The 20,117-nt window shown below is 49.3% G+C and carries 12 protein-coding genes; 5 read left to right on the top strand and 7 right to left on the bottom strand.

Annotated elements, in window-relative coordinates:
* Positions 1 to 8: 8 nt before the first annotated feature.
* From GWC95_RS05835 to GWC95_RS05820, 4 genes are all read left to right on the top strand, one after another.
* A complete protein-coding gene (locus GWC95_RS05835) occupies positions 9 to 1,244 on the top strand; it encodes a multiheme c-type cytochrome (RefSeq protein WP_161817756.1) in 1,236 nt (411 codons plus the stop codon).
* A 214-nt stretch (positions 1,245 to 1,458) separates the two neighbouring features.
* Positions 1,459 to 4,440: a SusC/RagA family TonB-linked outer membrane protein gene (locus GWC95_RS05830; protein WP_161817755.1), complete on the top strand. Its 2,982-nt coding sequence runs from the start codon at positions 1,459 to 1,461 to the stop codon at positions 4,438 to 4,440.
* Positions 4,441 to 4,458: 18 nt separating this feature from the next.
* On the top strand, positions 4,459 to 6,045 hold the full coding sequence (locus tag GWC95_RS05825) for a RagB/SusD family nutrient uptake outer membrane protein (protein ID WP_161817754.1): 1,587 nt from the start codon (positions 4,459 to 4,461) through the stop codon (positions 6,043 to 6,045).
* 117 nt (positions 6,046 to 6,162) lie between these two features.
* The gene (locus tag GWC95_RS05820) at positions 6,163 to 8,925 is read left to right on the top strand and encodes a glycoside hydrolase family 127 protein (protein ID WP_161817753.1); all 2,763 of its coding nucleotides are present in this window, start codon (positions 6,163 to 6,165) and stop codon (positions 8,923 to 8,925) included.
* A 201-nt stretch (positions 8,926 to 9,126) separates the two neighbouring features.
* On the opposite strand, the gene GWC95_RS05815 is transcribed toward GWC95_RS05820, so the two are convergent.
* Complete coding sequence (locus GWC95_RS05815) at positions 9,127 to 10,035, bottom strand: hypothetical protein (protein ID WP_202630228.1); 909 nt, start codon at positions 10,033 to 10,035, stop codon at positions 9,127 to 9,129.
* A 236-nt stretch (positions 10,036 to 10,271) separates the two neighbouring features.
* Entirely contained in the window at positions 10,272 to 11,498 is a 1,227-nt protein-coding gene (locus GWC95_RS05810) for an exo-beta-N-acetylmuramidase NamZ family protein (RefSeq protein ID WP_161817752.1), read from the bottom strand.
* 181 nt (positions 11,499 to 11,679) lie between these two features.
* Between GWC95_RS05810 and GWC95_RS05805 the strand changes: the two genes are divergently transcribed.
* The gene (locus GWC95_RS05805; protein ID WP_161817751.1) at positions 11,680 to 13,110 is read left to right on the top strand and encodes a metallophosphoesterase; all 1,431 of its coding nucleotides are present in this window, start codon (positions 11,680 to 11,682) and stop codon (positions 13,108 to 13,110) included.
* 33 nt (positions 13,111 to 13,143) lie between these two features.
* Here the strand turns inward: GWC95_RS05805 and GWC95_RS05800 are convergent, their stop codons facing one another.
* The 5 genes from GWC95_RS05800 to GWC95_RS05780 are packed head-to-tail and all read right to left on the bottom strand — an operon-like array spanning position 13,144 to position 20,111.
* Positions 13,144 to 14,277: a glycerate kinase family protein gene (locus GWC95_RS05800; protein WP_161817750.1), complete on the bottom strand. Its 1,134-nt coding sequence runs from the start codon at positions 14,275 to 14,277 to the stop codon at positions 13,144 to 13,146.
* A gap of 3 nt (positions 14,278 to 14,280) precedes the next feature.
* Positions 14,281 to 15,594: a GntP family permease gene (locus tag GWC95_RS05795; protein ID WP_161817749.1), complete on the bottom strand. Its 1,314-nt coding sequence runs from the start codon at positions 15,592 to 15,594 to the stop codon at positions 14,281 to 14,283.
* A 36-nt stretch (positions 15,595 to 15,630) separates the two neighbouring features.
* Entirely contained in the window at positions 15,631 to 17,541 is a 1,911-nt protein-coding gene (locus GWC95_RS05790) for a prenyltransferase/squalene oxidase repeat-containing protein (RefSeq protein WP_161817748.1), read from the bottom strand.
* 52 nt (positions 17,542 to 17,593) lie between these two features.
* Positions 17,594 to 18,358 carry a phytanoyl-CoA dioxygenase family protein gene (locus GWC95_RS05785; RefSeq protein WP_202630227.1) on the bottom strand — a complete coding sequence of 255 codons (765 nt, stop codon included), beginning with the start codon at positions 18,356 to 18,358 and terminating at the stop codon, positions 17,594 to 17,596.
* A 37-nt stretch (positions 18,359 to 18,395) separates the two neighbouring features.
* Positions 18,396 to 20,111 (bottom strand): glycoside hydrolase family 88/105 protein, encoded by a 1,716-nt coding sequence (locus GWC95_RS05780; RefSeq protein WP_161817747.1) that lies wholly within the window; start codon positions 20,109 to 20,111, stop codon positions 18,396 to 18,398.
* Between the last annotated feature and the right edge of the window lie 6 nt (positions 20,112 to 20,117).

Genomic DNA, 20,117 nt, shown 5'->3' with positions numbered 1-20,117 from the left:
TACACCGCATGATTAAAAGACGTTCGTTTATAGTGATCCTTGTGTTGGTTGTGGCCGGGTTTTTATTCAACCAGTGCACACAGACCGTGCAGCGGAGCAACGACGCGAGGGGAGAAGGTTATGCGGGTGCGGCCACCTGTGTAAAATGCCATGCGGATATTGCGGTATCGTATGCAGCAACCGCGCATGCAAACAGTACTGCGCCGGCAACACGGGCGCGTATCGCGGGCAGTTTTCACAAAGACAGCAACCATTACGAATACAACCCGCACATGAAGGTTGTAATGAAGGAGCAGGACGGCCGGTTTTACCAGGCTGCGGTGCAGGATGGGGTAGAGAGAGCCGCGTTTCCCTTTGACATCGTGATCGGTTCGGGAAGAAAGGCACAGACATTTTTATATTGGTACGGCGCCAATGCATTTCAATTGCCCGTTACCTATTCTGTTGCGGCAAAAGCATGGGTGAACAGTCCCAATTACCCCGCCGACAAGATCCGTTTCGACAGGATGATCCCGATTGGGTGTTTTGAGTGCCATAGTTCCTATATCGAACGCACCGCCATCCGGGCGCAGAAGGGATACAGGGTAGACGATTTCAATCCGAACAATATTATTTATGGCATCGATTGCGAACGCTGCCATGGCCCTGCTGCGGCGCATGTTGCCTACCAGGAAGAACATCCTTCCGAAAAAATTGCGAAATACATCACTTCCTACAAATCGCTCAGCAACCTGCAGCGGCTGGAGAACTGCGCGGCCTGCCACTCGGGGATACATGAACCGCTGCGCACACCGTTTGGTTTTAAGCCGGGGGAGTTGCTTAAAGATTATTTTCAGCCGGATGCCGTACAACAGGCGGCGTCGGAGCTGGATGTTCATGGCAACCAGTACCAATTGCTGCAGGCAAGCAAATGTTTTAAGAATTCGGCGCAACAGATGAGCTGTTCATCCTGCCACAACCCGCACAAACAGGAAAGGGATAATTTACAGGTACTGTCAACCCGATGCATGAGTTGCCATGTACCGGGCGGAAAACAATTCTGTTTATTTGCAGACAAAGTGGGTAGTGTGATCACCACAAACTGCATTGATTGCCATATGCCGGCGCGCGCATCGCAGGTGATCACTTTAAAGGGAGAGGGGCAGAACAGGGCCACCCCCAACCTGGTGCGCTCACACCTGATCTCAGTTTATCCCGATGTTGCGAAAAAAGAACTGGGCCGCCTTGGCAACCGAGGTAAATAACCGTCATTTTTACCTTTATAGGTAACCTCACTGAGTAACCCTCGGTTTAACATTTTTTATCATCCTTTCTCTTCTGTAGGAGAAATACGACTTTTCACTACAACTCACAATTGGTTAAAATATTGTTAGCATCAGTTAAAATACTGATTCGCAGAAATTATTTAAAAGTTAATTTTAAGTGTCAATTTGACGATTTTATATAAAACTCTTGCTTATGAAAAAAATGATTGCTTGCTTGCTATCGCTTTCATTGCTCGTCTTCAACGTGGTACAGGCCAGGAACGAGACAGGAAAGACCTTTAGGCTCCCCGCAAAAACGGTCACAGGATCTGTACTCGATGCCAAATCGGGAGATCCGTTGATAGGAGCAACGGTGTCCATAAAAAACACAAGGACAACCACCGTTACAGATGCCTCCGGTAAATTCAGTATCCTGGCCCCGTCGGAAGACGCGGAGCTCGTGGTGAGTTTTGTTGGATACACTGCCATTACGCTTCCTGTAAAAGGACAGAGCCAGTTTGAAGTACGGCTCAACAAAGACATCAATAACCTCGACGAGGTAGTGGTGATCGGTTACGGTACGCAGAAAAAAGCGGATGTAACCAGTGCGGTGGCAAGTGTAAAACAGGAAAATTTTGTAAAGGGGTTTGTACGCGATGCGGGACAGCTCATCCAGGGAAAAGTGGCCGGTTTAACGGTGTCTACTTCAACAGGTGATCCTACCGGTGGCACGCAGATCCAGTTGCGTGGTATCACTTCTTTATCTGCATCGGCTACGCCATTGGTGTTGATCGACGGGATACCGGGTTCATTGAACTCTGTGGCGCCGCAGGACATCGAGTCGATCGATGTATTGAAAGACGGTTCTGCCGCTGCCATCTACGGTACGCGCGGTACCAATGGCGTGATCCTCATCACTACACGCAAACTTGTTGGCGGAGAAAAATCATCGGTTATCTATTCTACCGATGCCAGTATCCAGACCATCGCAAGGCGCCCGAAATTTTTGAACGCCGATCAATACAGGCAATATGTAGTAAAAGCAGGTGTTCCCAATACATTTGATTATGGTTTGAACACAGACTGGTTCAAACAGATCAACAACAATACACCCATAAGCCTCACACACAACCTCACTTTCCAGGGTGGCAGCAAGAACACGAATTATACTGCCAACATCAATTACAGGGACTGGGATGGACTTATGATCAATACGGTGAACAGGCAATTGTCGCTCCGCGCCGATGTTAACCACTCCATGTTCGAAGGCAAAGTGAAAGTGAACCTGAGTGCGATCAGCCGTGCCAGGAACGACGATGGCGGATTCAATACCTATGTATACCGTCAATCGGTGATCCGCAATCCTACAGATAGTGTATACGACTACCTCGGCAGGTGGAAAGAAAGAAATATTTATTTCTATGATAACCCGCTTGGATATATCAGGGAAACCATTGCGCGCAATGAGAACCAGGAAACACGTTTGTCTGGAAACATCACTGCCAACCTGTTCAAAGGCTTCAACCTGAAACTCCTGGTTGCCAACGTGAAGAACACGAGCCTGAGCGGAAGTTCAGAAACAAAACAACACGTATCAACCACCAAAAACGGAAGGAACGGAAACGCTTCGCGCAGCACAAGCTCCGGTGTTGACAACCTGGTTGAATTGACAGGAGACTATACCCGCAATTTTGGTAGCCATAAACTGACCGTATTGGGTGGTTACAGTTACCAGGACCAGTTCAGCGAGAACTTCTCTGCGAGCAACTGGGATTTTCCAACCGACCAGTATTCATACAACAACCTCGCAACCGGTAATGCACTCGGCCGTGGTGAAGCATCTATGGGAAGCAACGCATCTGAAAGCAAACTGATCGGTTTCTTCGGGCGCGTTAACTATAACTATGCAGACAAATACATTCTCTCTGCAAGCATCAGGCGCGAGGGGTCTTCGAAATTCGGAGAAAACCACAAATGGGGTAATTTCCCTGCGGTGTCTGTGGGCTGGAGGATCAAGAGAGAGAACTTCATGCGCACCGTTTCATTTATTGACGACCTGAAATTACGTGCCGGTTTTGGTGTAACGGGTATTTCACCAAGTTCGCCATACCAGTCGCTTACGGCGCTTAACTACGGCACAAGGTTCCTCAACAACGGTACCTGGATACAAACACTTTCTCCTGTGCGTAATCCTAACCCGGATCTGCGCTGGGAGCGTAAAGAAGAGTTCAACATTGGCCTGGACCTGAGCATTCTCAAGAACAGGCTGAGTTTTGCGATCGATCTTTACAAAAGGACAACAAAAGACATGTTGTACGATTATGCCGTTCCAACACCACCTTACCTGTTCAGTACCATTACTGCCAACGTAGGTGTAATGGAGAACAAGGGTATAGAGGTGATGGTGAATTATGCTGCGATCCAGAAAAAAGATTTCTCATGGGATGGAAACATCAGCTTCTCGCACAACCAGAACAAACTCGTGACCTTGTCGAATGAGTTGTTTGCCACTACAAGCACCTTCTTCACAGCGGGTGGTACCGGTGAGCCTGTGCAGGATGTTACACACAGGATCGACATCGGCGGCCCGATCGGTAATTTCTGGGGCTTCAAATCGATCGACATCGATGCAAACGGTTTGTGGATCATTGAGGGTGCAGACGGCAAACCAAAACCTTATGCATCAAACGCGGGTAATGCGGATAAAAAGATCCTCGGAAACGGCTTGCCTAAATATTATTTAGGATTCAACAACACGTTCCGCTACAAGAACTTTGACCTGAGTGTATTGATGCGTGGCCAGTTCGGGTACCAGATCCTGAACTTCCAGCGTATGTTCTACGAGAACGCGCAACCACAGATCCTGGCCAACTACAATGTGCTTCTCTCTGCATTTGATCCGGTGTACGGAAAATCGACCGTTAAAAATTCACAGGCTTACGTGAGCCATTACATTGAGAACGGCGACTTCCTGAAAATTGACAACATCACATTGGGCTACAATGTTCCTATGCGCAGCACCAAATATGTTAAAAGCCTGCGGTTGATGCTTTCAGCGTTGAACACCATCACCATCACAGGCTACAAGGGAATCGATCCGGAAGTTAACAGGACCGGACTTGCTCCAGGAAACGATGAAAGGGACAAATACCCAACCACACGCACATTCACCCTCGGAGCGCTTGTTAATTTTTAATCGTAAAAAAAAGACGTCATGAAAAAATATTATAAATACACAAAGATCCCGTTGCTCGCACTTGCCGGTGGGCTCTTACTGAATGGCTGTACCAAGCTTGATGAAAAAGTATATTCACAGGTACTTGCACAGAATTTCAATCCAACCGCGGCTGATGTGCCTGCATTGGTTGGCCCTGTATACAGTAACCTCAGGGGCATGACTGCCGGCTGGCAAGGTTATTTTGATGTGCAGGAAGAAGCAGCCGATGCGATCATCACACCCGCACGCCCGAACGGCTGGGTGGATGGCGGAACCTACCAGCGTATGCACCAGCACGTATGGAACGCAACACAGGGACAGCCAAACGGTTTGTACAGTGGTTGCTACCGCGGCATCAACAATGCCAACCGCGTTATTTACCAGATCGAATCAGGCGAGATCCCGATGACAACCGGCAAGAACGAACTGATTGCCGAACTGAAAGCAGCCAGGGCATTTTATTATTCGCTGCTGCTCGATAACCATGGCAATGTGCCGATCGTAACAGATTACAAGGATGTGAGCCTGCCGAAACAGAAAACAAGAAAAGAAGTGTATGATTTTGTAGTGAAAGAACTGACGGACAACATTCCGCTGCTCACTGAAGTTGTTAACAAATCTACCTATGGCCGCTTTACAAAATGGGCAGCAAAGGCAGTATTGGCGCGTGTTTACCTGAATGCGGAAGTATACGTTGGAACCGCTGCATGGGATAAGGTAATCAAGGAGTGCGACGACATCATCGCTAAAAATGTGTATTCGCTTGCAACGCGGTACAAAGACAATTTTGTTACAAACAATGAGAACTCGCCGGAGCTGATCTTCACCGTTCCTTACGATGAGATCTTTGCTACCGAAAGCACGATCCACATGAAAACCCTCGATCCGCTGATGCAGCAGGTATACCCGATGCAGGTTCAGCCATGGGGTGGTAACTGCGCGGTTCCGCAGTTCATCGATACCTACGATCCGGATGACCAGCGTTTGAAGGATACATGGATCATGGGTCCGCAATACAATGCAACCACGGGCGCATTGGTGATCAACTATGTAAAAGATGTAAAATCGATCGTGGAAAGCACCAGCAACGCCGGTTACCGTATTGGCAAATACGAGATCAAATCGGGCATGCGTGGCGGTTCGAGTGTTGATTTTCCATTGATGAGGTATGCCGATGTATTACTGATGAAAGCCGAAGCATTGTTGCGTACCAACAAGGCAAACGATGCGGCAACGATCGTTACGCAGGTAAGACAAAGAAGCTTTGCATCCAACCCTGCAAAAGCGGTGGTAACCGGTGCGCAATTGCAGCAGGGTAGTTCATACAACTACGGCGAATGGGCAAATGGCGCAGTGGTAAACCCACAAGGCGGTGCAAATGTTGTATACGGAAGAATGCTCGATGAACTGGGTTGGGAATTTGCCGCTGAGGCAAAACGCCGCCAGGACATCATCAGGTTCGGTGTGTTCACCACGAAGAAATGGTTCAACCATACTTCGTCGAACAACGACAAGATCATTTTCCCGATACCGCAGTCGGCAATGCTTACCAATTCAAACCTGAAACAAAATCCAGGGTATTAATTTTCCAATGGCAAGTTGGTAATAGTAATACAGTTAGTGAGTAAAGCAGGGCCTGCAAATCGTATTGCAGGTCTTGCTTTTTGCCACTGTTTTTTCCGATCTATTAAATGATGAATAATGACAATTAAAAAAATAGCGTCCGCTGGTATTGTTGCATGGATGTTTCTATTGCTTGCAGGCACGGCCGGTGCACAACAACCGGAGCCCGCACCGCTAACTACGAGGCCCAACCTTGCAGTGGTTGCCAATGTATCTTCTTCCATGCGTGGTGGCTTTAATGCGGCCGCTTTGAACGATAATGTGGCCCCTATGTTTTCTGGAAGGGGTTTTGGCGGTGGTGGAAACCGCAACGTTATGCCGAGGCAAAATATCTGGGTGCAGTACGAGTGGGCGCAGCCTGTGAGCACCAAAGAGATCGATATCTTCTGGAACGATTTCAACAGGAACATCCGCCTGCCCGAAGCGTACCGGGTACAATATTGGAACGGGACTGCTTTTGTGCCTGTGCAGAATGCATCCGGTCTCGCGAAAGAACCGGGCAAACTCAACAAAACCATTTTTGATGAAGTCAAAACCACGCGCATCCGTATAGAGCTCGATTCTGCGGACCGTGGCATTGCGTCTATGGCAGAGTGGATCGTTTATAAAACAGATAATTCTGCGGCCCCTGCGCCTTCTGTGAACGCGGGTATCGACAGGGATGTGATGATCAACGGCAAAACCTATCTCGCAGGAAGCATACGCTCGGTTACACCCGTTACCAAAATCGAATGGAAAAAAGTGTCAGGGCCGGGCAATGTTCAATTTACTTCGGGAGATAAAATCAAAGGCGCAGCTACCTTTTCCGCGGTTGGCGATTATGAGCTGTCTATGACGGCCAGCGATGGAAATCTTTCCCAATCGTCCGTTATCAAAGTAAAAGTGCACGAACCGCCAAAAGCAAAAAGGCTCGATGTTGTGTACACGAAAAAATACAAGATCGACAATAAACTCTGGAACGACCGTGCCAAAGCGATGATCACCAACTGGATCCCGTACTGCGTGGCGCAGAACGAAAGAACAGATCTCAAGATAGGCGAGGGTGGCATCGATAATTTTATCGAGGCCGCAAAAGCCATCCGTGGCGAGCCGCATGCAAAACACAAAGGGTATGTATTCTCCAACGCATGGGTGCACCAGACGGTTGAAGCGATGTGTATTGCGCTGATGGTGGACCCGCAGGGTGACAAAGAGATCATTGCTGCGCAGGACAAAATGAAGGCAACGCTTGAAAAATGGATCCCGCTCATTCTTGCTGCACAGGAACCGGATGGTTACCTGCAGACCGCGTTCACACTTCGTGATACGGCAAGATGGAAAGAACGGTGGTCGCCCCGCAACCGCGGCGATCATGAAGGATACGTGTCAGGTTACTTCATCGAATCAGCGATCAATCATTTTACACTCACCAATGGAAAGGACAGGCGTTTGTATGATGCTGCGAAGCGTTTGGCAGACTGCTGGGTACGCAACATTGGTCCCGGGAAAAAAGAATGGTACGACGGGCACCAGGAAATGGAACAGGCGCTTGTTCGCTTCGGGCGTTTTGTAAATGATATGGAAGGAAACAACCGCGGCGACAGTTATGTTTCCCTGGCCAAGTTCCTGCTCGACAGCCGCAAGAACGGAAGCGAATACGACCAGAGCCATGTGCCGGTGCAGGAACAATACGAAGCCGTAGGGCATGCGGTGCGCGCCACCTATAACTATTCCGCCATGGCAGATGTTGCTGCAGAAACAGCAGACGTGGATTACCAGAGTGCGGTAATGTCTTTGTGGAACAACCTGGTCAATAAAAAATATTATTTCACCGGCGGTATCGGAAGCGGCGAAACATCAGAAGGTTTTGGCCCTAACTATTCGCTGCGCAACAATGCGTATTGCGAATCGTGCTCAAGCGCAGGTTTGATCTTCTTTCAATACAAAATGAACCTGGCGTACCACGATGCGCGTTATGCCGACCTGTATGAAGAAACGATGTACAATGCATTGATGGGATCGCTTGATGCAGATGCAACGCATTTTTATTACACCAACCCGCTGTCTTCATCACAACCACGGGATGCATGGCATGTTTGCCCGTGCTGCGTAGGAAACATTCCGCGCACATTGCTGATGTTGCCAACCTGGACCTATGTAACGGGCGATAAGGCGATCTATGTAAATCTTTACCTGGGCAGCACCATCAACGTGGAGCGGGTTGCGGGAACGGATGTGCAGATGATCCAGAAAACAGAATATCCCTGGAACGGCAATGTTGCCATCACCGTAAACCCGAAAGTGTCAAAAGAGTTTGCCGTGTACGTGCGTGTTCCGAACCGCACCACCAGCGAGTTGTACAAACCAGATCGCGAAGTGAATGGTTTGAAATGGCTGAAAGTAAATGGAAAGAATGTACAGATCAATGTAGAGAAAGGGTATGCAATGATCAAAAGAACGTGGAAGGCCGGTGATAAGATCGAACTCGAGATGCCGATGGAGGTGCAGCGTTTTACCGCCGACGAGAGGATCGAAGGAAACCGCGGTCGCGTGGCATTGCGTTATGGGCCGCTGGTATACAACGTAGAGAAAGCGGACCAGCAGGATATAGAAAAAGCGATCGGCAAAGCGCCGCTGAAAGTAGAGTGGAACGATATGCTGCACGGCCTTATGGTGATCAAAGGGCAATGGGCCGATGGTACACCACTTGTTGCCATTCCCAACTATGCGCGCAACAACCGCATCGAGGAGCCAGTGGCAACACGCCCGGCAGCAACCAGTACGCCAACACAGGCAGCAGAACCACCACAACGGATCGCCAACAGGCCGGCGAGTTCTATTGTGTGGATCAAAGAGAAATAGAATTGATCAAGGTACAGATCTCAACCGTTTTTTTTCTCATATGCAATAGGTTTTAGACAAAGAGGGCAGCGAGTGATCGCTGCCTTTTGTTTGTAGGAAACAATAGGTTCAAGACACTGAAAAAACAACACGAAAGTGCAGGAGGCGTAGTTGTTCGCAGCAGAAGGACATCCGCTGTGAATGAGATACAGTTTATGTTTTTTATTGCCTTGCTCTAGCGGGCCTCAGGTTCTTTCCGTAATAAACATCTGCGGGATTGTGGTGGCCGATATAAACCTGCTCCAGCAAAGCATACAATTTCGGATCGTAAGCTTTCAGGTCGTCGGGCGTCTGAACACGTGTTGCGCCATCGTAAAATTCAAAATTCGACCAGAACCACCATTGCGTTCCTTCTGCCCAATATTCTGCTGACGTATTGATGGCATATTGCCCTTTGTACATGCCTTTTGCTTTTGCGTCTTCATATGCAGCCAGGATTTCGCGGTACAAAGTGGTATCGCAACTGCGCAATGCGTTCATGATGTTGTGGCTGAATTCGTGAACAAGTATGTTCTCGCCGTAGTAACGTGTGCCTGGATAACCCAGAATGTTTTCTTCCGCGCAGGAAGTGATGGTGCCGCCCATGCCGCGTGCACGTTTGTTCCAGTATTCCCTGTCAGACATGCTTGCAATGCCACCGGGTTTATCATAGTTCTCGCGCTCGCCGGGTGTTAAGCGGCGATCGTCTTTCGCCGGTTTTTTCCAGTTGCTTCTTTCGGGAAGATCGGTCTCCATTTCTGTTTCGGCCATGATCAGCAGCCTCGCTTTTTGTTTCACCAATGTGGCCCGCACATCCGGCCGCTTAACCAGCATGTAGTTCACAATATCCCGGCCGATGAGCAAAGCATCGTCGGGCACTTTGTGAGACGAAACAATGGGGATGCCGAATGCATCTGTGTATTTTTTATAAAACGTATCAAGCTTCAGTTCCGCCGGCGGCGCAGCGATCATTGCAGCGGGGTAGGAGGTAATGAGCCTGTTTGCCGCCCCCGTGGCGTTTTGCGTGTATGCACTGGCCGTTGCCATGCAGGCAACACAACCGGTAGCTATGTATTTGCTTAGGCTTTTCATGCGTATTGTTTTACAGTGATGGGATAGGTAATTGGTTGTGAAGGAAACTTTCGCCCTTACTCAACCTTATGCAATTTCGGGTTAAGCCCTGTTTTGCATAACACATCTTGTAGCCAATACTTCTCCGTTTTTGACAATTCCGCCCGTTATCGAAGTGTGGAAATAAAGAACCCTATGCGCACCGGTAACTGATCGTTGGTTGGCATAGGGTTTATGGTGGTGCCGTTTGTAAACGGTTAAGGATACAAGAGGTATTTCTTGCGCATCTCTTTGTAATTGCTCAACCCGGGTTCCCAGCTTTTGCGGATCTCTTCTTCGGGAACACCATTCATTACCTGCTGCCTGAACTCACCCACACCAACCTGGATCTCTATCCTGTTCATCTCCCGGCTCAGTTTGGAGTCGAAGAATTTTTCTTTGAACGGATGCTTGTTGTACAGTTCGATGATCCAGCTGATATTGATCTTTTTGCTTTTCCTGAGTTTCTCCACATCATAGTTCCTCAGGTCGAGCCCAAAACACTCCTGGTCCATGAACAATGGTGTTGCAGCCATGCCTTTGATGCTGGTTGGCGTATAAGAGAACGAATAGATCCCTTTCAGCTCCGGGCTCCCGAGAACAGTGAAAGGGAAATAAGTGCCGCGGCCATGGTTCAGATAGGTTGCTTCGAACATGCAGGTAGAAGGATAAAGCATGATCGCCTGCTGCGTATTCAGGTTGGGCGATGGTTTCACAGGTAGCACATACGGCATCTCATGATCGTAATTGGCCACAGGTATCACCGTGAGTTTGCATTTTTTTTCCTTATCCGCCAGCCATCCTTCACCGATCGCCATCATCGCGAATTCACCTACGGTAAGGCCATGCGACATAGGTATGGGAAACTGTCCTATGCCTGACTTGTATTTCATATCGAGAATGGGGCCGTCGATCAGGTATGCGTTCGGGTTGGGCCTGTCGAGTATCATTATTTCTTTGTCGTTCTCCACGCATGCATCCATCAAGCGTACCAGTGCATTGATGTTGGTGTAGTACCGAACGCCTACATCCTGCAGATCGTACAACAGGATGTCTACATCTGCCATGTCTGCTTTGGTGGGTTTGTTCTTGGCGCCGTACAAAGAAACAAGGAGGATCCCTGTTGCCGGGTCCACCTCATCCTCTACATGCACACCTGCGCCAACATTGCCACGGAAGCCATGTTCGGGGCCGAATACTTTTACAATTTTTACACCGAGCTTCTGCAGGCTGTCTACCAGGTGCGATTTGCCAATGATCGTTGTAGGGTTTGCCATGATGGCCACGCGCTTTCCCTTCAGCAACGGCAGGTATTTATCAAGCTGTTCGGCGCCGGTGATGATCGGTTTGGCCGCAGCGGGAGTGGTGCCACTGTTGTTGCCACGAAAAGAATAGAGGCAGATGAGCGACAACAGGCAAACGGCAAGCAGCATTCCTTTTTTCATATCGGTATATTGAACGATAAATATACAATGTGTGAAGGAATAGCTGCAAAATTATAGACGCATTTATGAGTTCGGTAACGCTTTGCCGGTTGTTTTGACCGACGTCTTCTTCCCATATTACCGATTTATGAATTGTGTGCAGTAAGTTTCCTCCCAAAAATCAATATTGCTACATTGCAGTATGAAGCAACTGTTATCCACATTGATCACCGCACTCCTGTTTTTTTCAGGATATGCACAGGATGATAAACCCGCGTTCCTCGTCAACCCTTATCTCCAGGTTGGTTACCAGCCTGCGTCAAATTCGTTGGACTTGCTTTGGGTGCCGGTGGATTCATCCGCTGTTTACGAGGTACAGTATAAAAAAAGCGCCGGCGATGTGTGGACCAAAGCCGTTACGCTTTCTTCAAGAACAATAGCAGTGGACAATGTTGCAGCCCATCGGCTTTTCCAGGCCGCACTCACGGAACTTGTTCCCGGAAGCATCTTCGACTACCGCGTATTTCACGATAAGAAAATGGTGTATTCAGCGAGCGCACATGCGCCCAAAAGCAAGGAGCAACCTTACCGCTTTGTTGTGTTTGGAGATGTAGGCGCGGGTACCAAAGCGGCTATGGGTATCGCACTTGGCGTGTACGAGGCAAAACCGGACCTCGTATTGATCCCGGGTGATATTGTGTACGACAACGGGTTGGTGCGTGAATACAACAAAAGATTCTGGCCCATCTACAATACGGCAAAAAAAGATACTGCGGGTGTGCCGCTGATGAGCAGCATCCCGTTTGTGGCCGCAGTGGGCAACCACGATCTTGTAACACGCGATCTCGACAGGTCGCCGGATGCACTTGCTTATTACTATTACTGGCAACAACCTTTGAACGCCCCCGCAGGAAAAGAAGGTGTTGTATACCCGGCGATCAGGGGCGCGGAAGAACGCAAAAAAGCCTTCCTGGATGCGGCGGGGAAAGCATACCCGGCAATGGCAAATTTCTCTTACGATTATGCCAATGCGCATTGGCTGGTGTTGGATGCAGACAATTATGTCGACTGGACGGATAAAGAACTCATCGACTGGGTAACCAATGATCTCGCAAAGGCAAAAGATGCCGACTGGCGCTTCGTGATGTTTCACCAGCCCGGTTTCAATTCATCGCGCGCGCATTTTGAACAACAGCAGATGCGCCTGCTTGCACCGCTTTTTGAGGCAGGCAAAGTAGATGTTGTGTTTACGGGTCATGTGCACAATTACCAACGAAGCTATCCGCTCACCTTTAAGCCAGACAACCGCGCAGGATATCAATTGGTGAGTGGTGCCGGAAAAACACCGGCAGGCAAGATCGTTACCGGTGCATGGACGCTCGATAAAAAGTTTGATGGGAAAGACATCACCAAACCGAACGGGATCATTTATCTCGTAACCGGCGCAGGGGGACAGGGTCTTTACAACAAAGAGCAACAAGACGACCGCGACTCCTGGCAGGGATTTACGTATCGTTTTGTTTCAAAGGTGCACAGCTTTACAGTAGCGGATGTGAAAGGCAAGACCCTTACCATAAAACAACTTGCGCCAGACCGTATGGAGGTAGACAGTTTTACAATTACCAAGGATTGATTCTGGCTTGACGAAGATCACGAAACGATCCTGTCAGCGGGATGTGTTGCGCAAACGTTTCATCCATTCAAAGGCTTTTTGCTCCAGGTTCTTCCCGGTATTGGCGAGGGCCTGTTCGAGCGTTGTATCTTTTTCGGTGATTACGATCACCTGTTCAAAAACGGTTGAGAGATTGTGTTTTGCATTGTCCGGTACCTGCCCGGCAAAAGCTGTCACGGGTATGTTTCTTTCCTTCGCGCGCAGGGCAACGCCGTAAGGGGCTTTGCCATCCAGTGTTTGCAGGTCGATGCTTCCTTCTCCCGTGAGAACGTGTGTGGCATTTTTAAGAGACTGATCGAAAGAGATCTCGTCAAGAAAATACCCGATACCATTCACTGCTTTTCCGTTCAGCAAACCACAGAGTCCTGCAACAACACCGCCTGCAGCACCTCCTCGCGGCATGCCTGCAATGTTGCGGCCCGTTGCCTGTTCGATGCGTTCTGAAAAATGCTGCAACCCTTTTTCGAGCAGTTTAACTTCTTTTTCTGTTGCACCTTTCTGTGGGCCGAAGATCCTTGCTGCGCCGTTGGTGCCGAGCAGGGGATTGGAAACATCACAAAGAACAGCGAGTTCGCAGTTTCTTATTGCCGGGTGAATGTTGGAAAGATCAATGCGTGCGAGCCTGGGCAAATTTTCGGGGGTCGCGTTTGTCAATTCATTTTGTTCATCCAGGAACCGCACACCGAGTGCCTGCAGCAAACCACATCCGCCATCCACCGTGGCACTTCCGCCAACACAGAGCATGATCTTTTTTGCGCCCTTGTTGAGCGCATCGGCGATGAGTTGTCCGGTGCCGAATGATGTTGCACGCATGGGATCGTATTCTTCCGGTTTCAGCAAACGGATGCCTGAAGCCGCGGCCATTTCAATGATCGCCGTCTGGCCCTTTGTAATACCGTACGATGCCGTAACGGGCCGCCCCAAAGGATCCTGCACGGTTGCTGTAACCGAATCGCCATTTAACGCATTGGTAAGAAGTGAGCCTGTGCCATCACCGCCATCGCCAACAGGAATGCATTCGGTTGTGCATGAAGGATCGGCTGCGCGCAGGCCTTGTTCGATAGCCTTTGCAGCGCTTGCAGCATCCAGGCTGTGTTTAAATGCGTTGGGAGCGATGATGATGTGCATGCGTCAGGAAAATAAGTATAAAAGATAAACCACCGCAAAGCTGGTCAATCCCATCAATATCGTTGCTACAGAATAAACACGCAGCATGGGTTGCATGGAGATCCGTTCAAATTTCGAGATCACCCAGAAGTATGCGTCGTTCGCATGCGAGATCATCATCGATCCTGAACCCATGGCCAGCAGGCAATACATTTTGCTTTCAGGCGTATCAAATCCGAGTACAGGCAACAAGGGTTGCACGATGGAAGCAGCGGTAATGATCGCCACTGTTGATGAACCTTGTGCCGTTTTCAAAAGAAAGGTAAGAAGGAAGGGGAATGCGAGTCCCATGCTCGCCAGCGGCAACACCTCGCTGAATTGTTTCCCGATGTTGACCGCTCCCAGCACTGCGCCGAATGCACCGCCGGCGCCGATGATCACCAGTATGCCCGCTGCTTTTTCAACCGACTCTGCCAGCCAGTGGTTCAGTTCGCCGGCATTTTCTTTTTTTAATCCTGCCATCGCAAGCAAAACACCGGCGGCGAGCGCCATTACAGGATCGCCCAATATTGCGAGTGGCGCTGAAATGATCGTGGTTGCAGGAACAAACGCCTTTGCCGTAATAAGCAAAATAGGTGCGATCACAGGAAGAAACGATGCGGTTGCTGAAGGAAGATTTTTATTTTCCGCAACAGGATCTTCGTGCACTGCAACGACCTGTTTGTCTTTCCTGCCCATACGCACAGCATACAGGTAAGCCACGAGTGCCGCAGGCACCGCAACAATTACACCATAAAGAACAAGCTTCCCATAGTCCACACCGATGACCGCCGCTGCCGCTGCTGCACCGGGATGCGGTGGAACGAGGCAATGCACCGCGTACAGGCCCGTGGCCATGGAAACGGCAACCGTAACAATGGATGCGCCTGTTTGCCGCGCAAATGTTTTGTTCAGACCACTGAGTACGATAAATCCTGAATCACAAAAAATAGGAATGCCAACGATCAACCCAGTTACACTCATCGACAATGCAGGTCGTTTGCTGCCCAACCATCGTTGAATGCAGCGGGCCATTACCAATGTGCTCCCGTTTTTTTCGAGCAATACACCGAGCGAGGTTCCAAGTACGATGATCAATCCCAGCGAACGCATGATGTTCCCGAAACCTTCTTTCACGGTGTTCAGTGTTTGCACAACCGGCATACCCGTGCCTGTACCCATTACAAAACAGGCGAGCAGCAGCGCAAAGAAAGGATGCACCTTCCATTTCGCTGTTAATGTGATGATCAGTCCTACACTGATCACAAACCAGGCTAGCAGGTAAATAAATCCATTCATAAAATGATTTTAACGCAGGCCTGACAGCAATGCTGTTTAGGGCCTGTTGCTTGTGTTCGATTTGCCCGCACTGTTTTCTGTTATTGTTACGCTATACCGTATCGTTTCTTCGTACTTGCCGTCGGGCGCAGTGATGTGAAACACGATCGGCATGGCGCGCAATGCGGGATAGGGCGCCCAGTAATGTTCTTTGTCTTGCCCCACCATTAGTTCTGCATTTCCACTGACCAGTTCAATGCGGATTACCTGTTGTCCTTTTTTGATGAGAATGCTCTTCTTATCGGTTTGTACGAACGATGTTCCTGCTGCATCAATAAAAGGTTCAATAACGTTAACGGCGGGCCATGCATCGTGGTAACGAAGTAGGATGGTTTTCTCAAAGCCCGCATCCGAAAAATCATACCGGGTTTCATAACCCACCCCGCCCGTTAACCAGTTCTTGTCTTTCAGTTCGCCGTATGCCGTTGTATAGAAATGCCCGTTGCGCCTTTCCGTTTCAAAGTGCGCATCGAATTCATAAAGATTGGTAAAATAGCCCGCGGTATCTGAATATTCAATACGGGGCGTAAGCGGCAACACGCCCGGCGCTTCGGGGAAGCTCATGGGTTCGGGGCGTGTATATTGCGTGGGACTTGACGCCTGTACAAAGCCCCATCCTTTCATCCACAAATGACTGACCGTACCGCCCCCGGGTCGAAACATGTATTTGCCTTTTGAGCCCGCGAGTTGGTCTTTGTAACGGTAGGCCGTAACGGTTGCCATCATATTTTTTGTGCGGATCAATGCAACATCAACTGTTTTAAAATCACGCAGCGTATGTGCGCTGTCTGACGGGATCGGTTTTGCAACACGCAGGTTTTTTGTTTCAAGCATATATGCCATTGCAATGTTTTTCGCCTTGGTGAAAGTGGGGTAGATGCATGCCGGTTCGCTGAACAACGCATCGTGCATCGGCCCGTAGCCAAGCAATCCGCTGCGTGTGATGTTCTGTTCGATAAAAGCTAAATTGCGCAGTGAGGCATTTGCATAAACAGGATCCACATCCGCATACAGCGAAAACAAAACCTGGCAGCCATCCGAGGTGCCGCTTCCATACCCGGTCCATTTGTTGGAACGTATGCCCCAGGATGCATCGAGCGATCCATCAGGATAAATAAAATTTACGTGCGTACGCACCGCTTTTTTTACCTGGCCATCAATTGCCTGGTCTTTTGTCAGACGGGCATAAAGTGCCAACCCCCACAAAGACATTTCCATATTGTACCCGAGGTCGACACCCATTTTGTTGCCATGGCTTTTCCCGCCTTCTCCATTGAGGAAACCATCGGTATCAAATTTAGACGCAACGCGGTGCGCAAGCGACCTGGCTTTCGCGATGTACCGGTCGTCCTTCAACAATATCCCAGCCTTTGCCAGCGTGGCTGTTGTGGTGGCAACGTAATTGATGCTCGCAAACTCCGGGCTCATCACACCGTGTAAATAATCTGCGGCCTTCCGCATCGAAACGGTCCAGTTGGTCTTCTCCTGTGGTGAAAGTTGTTGCTGGATCCCTTCGTACGTCAGCAGCATCATCAGCAATTGATCGGTGGTTGTACCGGTCCATTCTTCGGGCGTTTCTTTCCAGCTGCCGTTTGCCTGTTGCTGCTGCATCAGCCACTGCGCCGCGTGTTTGGCGGCAACAAGAAAGGAATCGTTGCGTGTGATCTTCCAGGTTACATAAAACGGATACATCGCTTCCGCCGCGCGCGTATGCAATACATTACAATGCACACAGCGCAATGCTCCCGCGTCTTTGTCGCTGTTGTTCTTGTTTTGAAGTGAATGCAATGGTTTAACAAGTTTCAATAACGCAGCCGCGTAAGCGTCCTTCACCCGCAACTCCTGCGAATGAAGCGTCGGGTTAAAAAAAAACAAAACGGCAGGTGCAATTATTTTAACGATATGCATTCACATTTCGGATTGAAACTTCAATAGGTAAGTGGTTACTGTTTCTGTTAACTTACGACAGCTGGTCCTGCGCCCTCTCATCCTTCACTTCTCTTTCTCCTGTGTGATCAAACCCGCGTTCTCTTTCAAACCTGATCATCTCTGCCGGTCTGAAGTTACTGATATAAGCGCGGCGGCGCAAGGCGGTTGTGTTGCCCCTGCTGTAATGCAAGGTTGCACCGTGGTGCCAGACACACGATCCCGCGGGTATTTCAACAGCGGTACCTTCAGATTCTTCCGCATCGCACTGCAAAGCGCCACCGCCCTTGCCAGCCGGGCGGTGCGGGCGGATGGGGCCGAGGTGCGAGCCCTCAACATACCACATACAGCCATTGTCTACGATCGCATCATCCAAAGCCATCCAGCAACTTGCGGCGCGCTTGTCGGGCATCGTGATCCAGTATGCACAATCCTGGTGCCATGGTGTCGCCGTTGCACTGAAGGGCGCTTTGTCGATCAGCATATCAAAATCAAGTTCCATATCCTCACCAAGCAACTCCTTCGCCATCTGCAATGAAAGCGTATGCATTTTTTTGGTGAGCAATTCCGGGAACACACGACCGGGCAGCATGATCTGCGTGATCTTCTCTTGTTTTACATCTTCATCGGTTTTTGCAAACCCGCCCAGATCAGAACGGTAGCGGCTCGCGTCGATCTTATTGTTTAGGAATTGTTCGTAAATGTTGCGGTAGTATTCGATCTCGTCGCTATTCAACACGTCTGGAACAACAAGAAAACCTTTCGCATCAAATGTTTCAATCATTGAAGGTGTGATCATTGTAATTGATAATTAGAAATTAGGAATTTTTTTTGGTTTATTTCAGTTGACTAACCTCAATACCTGCGGCGATTACGGATCCGAGGCCACGTGGGTCCTGGTTGAATCTTTGCCTGGTGAAATAAAAATTATCGTCGTACCCGATTTCGGTACCACGGCAGATGTCGTGCACGGTGCCGTCTGCATCTATTTTGCTTTGCACCGCTTTCCATCCCTTCAGCGCCGCTTCGCGGAAACTGTTGTTGATCCAGCCCTTTCGTACGCCTTTCGCCATGGCCATCGTAAACATGGCCGTGCAGGAAGTTTCTTCAAAGGATGCCGGCTTGTCGAGCACCTGGTGCCACATACCGTTTGATTCCTGGTATTGCCTCAACGTATTCATCTGTGAACGGAACGCTTCCAGTATTCCTGTATATGCCCTGTGCGATGCAGGGAGCCGTTCAAGCAATTCCATCGTTGCCCAGGCGATCCAGCCATTGGCGCGGCCCCAGCGCACGGGTGAGCGTTGTTGTGTATGGCTGAACCATCCATGGTGAAACAAACCCGTCTGCGGATCGAGCAAATATTTCCTGAAACCGTTAAACTGTTTCACCGCCTCATCATACAGCGAAACATTGTTTGTGATCTCTGCCCAACGCAGCAGGAACGGTACGCTCATAAACAAGTCATCGCACCAAACGGTATATTCAACCGGTTCGGGCCGGCAATAAGTGCCATCGCTCAACCGAACCTGTTTGTGAAGTATGTAATCTGCAACGGGATCAAGTATTTTCTTTTTGATGGCTTCATCAGGGCTGATCGCATACAGGTCGAGATAAGGCAACACGGCCGAGCCGGCGTCATCCAACATAGACATGCGGAAGAACCGGTGAAAACTTCCGCGCCATACAAAAAGCGAATCGTATTGTGCACGGAAATAATCCAGGTGATCCATCATAAACCCCGTATACGCTTTCACATAACTCCTGTATTTTGGATCGGTTGTTGCGCCATCGAGCATCATTGCGCTCCAGACCGTATTTCCGTTTGAATAGTTCCAGTCAAGATACGGATCGCGGAAATACGTAAGCGTACTGTCTACCTGCAACTGCGGTATCATCCGCTGCGGAGGCGATTGCCACGTATAATATTTACCTTTAAAAAATAAATAATGCGCTTTGCCAGGATCTGTAACCGCATCGTTCTTTGCAAACGCCCCAAGTAACTGCCATTGTTTTTCAAACTTTACGGTATTGTCTGCATCACCAGCTGCATTTTGCGCACGGAGAAACACAACCGCTTGCTTGCCGGTTGATACATATCGAATACTGATCTCGTTGGTCCCTTTTTTCAAAAGCACCCTGAACGTTTTTTGAAAATGGAACCTGTTGTATGCGTATTCTTTTGGCGCAGTGAATGAACTGTTTGTCGATGTATACACTGGTGATCCATTCACCGAAACGATCGCCTGTCCTTCGTGCGAAATGCCAAAGCCGACAAGCGAATCGGCCACGACCGTGAACCTGCGTACCGCAAAGGCTTTCCGGTCCTTTGTCGTGATCATATCCCTGAAGTCGATCACCTGCATGCCAAGTTCTTCTTTTTGCGGAACGGCGTCGAGCCGGAACCTTGTATCGCGGATCAGTTTGTCTGCAACACGCACTGAAGCGGAGAGCGCCTGTTGTTGTATGCTTTCCTGCGCCTGGAGAAGACAGGTGCACAATACACCCAACAACGCAATACAGATCTTTTTATGGTGCGGTTGTGCCGGCATTGTATT

It is taken from the genome of Sediminibacterium roseum, assembly GCF_009939005.1.
Classification (GTDB): Bacteria; Bacteroidota; Bacteroidia; order Chitinophagales; family Chitinophagaceae; genus Sediminibacterium; species Sediminibacterium roseum.
This window is presented reverse-complemented; position numbering and strand designations above follow the sequence as displayed.

Bases quoted from the DNA above. Each gene is read 5' to 3' on its own strand.
- GWC95_RS05835 (WP_161817756.1), top strand. From the start codon at position 9: ATGATTAAAAGACGTTCGTTTATAGTGATCCTTGTGTTGGTTGTGGCC.
- GWC95_RS05830 (WP_161817755.1), top strand. From the start codon at position 1,459: ATGAAAAAAATGATTGCTTGCTTGCTATCGCTTTCATTGCTCGTCTTC.
- GWC95_RS05825 (WP_161817754.1), top strand. From the start codon at position 4,459: ATGAAAAAATATTATAAATACACAAAGATCCCGTTGCTCGCACTTGCC.
- GWC95_RS05820 (WP_161817753.1), top strand. From the start codon at position 6,163: ATGACAATTAAAAAAATAGCGTCCGCTGGTATTGTTGCATGGATGTTT.
- GWC95_RS05815 (WP_202630228.1), bottom strand. From the start codon at position 10,035: ATGAAAAGCCTAAGCAAATACATAGCTACCGGTTGTGTTGCCTGCATG.
- GWC95_RS05810 (WP_161817752.1), bottom strand. From the start codon at position 11,498: ATGAAAAAAGGAATGCTGCTTGCCGTTTGCCTGTTGTCGCTCATCTGC.
- GWC95_RS05805 (WP_161817751.1), top strand. From the start codon at position 11,680: ATGAAGCAACTGTTATCCACATTGATCACCGCACTCCTGTTTTTTTCA.
- GWC95_RS05800 (WP_161817750.1), bottom strand. From the start codon at position 14,277: ATGCACATCATCATCGCTCCCAACGCATTTAAACACAGCCTGGATGCT.
- GWC95_RS05795 (WP_161817749.1), bottom strand. From the start codon at position 15,594: ATGAATGGATTTATTTACCTGCTAGCCTGGTTTGTGATCAGTGTAGGA.
- GWC95_RS05790 (WP_161817748.1), bottom strand. From the start codon at position 17,541: ATGCATATCGTTAAAATAATTGCACCTGCCGTTTTGTTTTTTTTTAAC.
- GWC95_RS05785 (WP_202630227.1), bottom strand. From the start codon at position 18,358: ATGATCACACCTTCAATGATTGAAACATTTGATGCGAAAGGTTTTCTT.
- GWC95_RS05780 (WP_161817747.1), bottom strand. From the start codon at position 20,111: ATGCCGGCACAACCGCACCATAAAAAGATCTGTATTGCGTTGTTGGGT.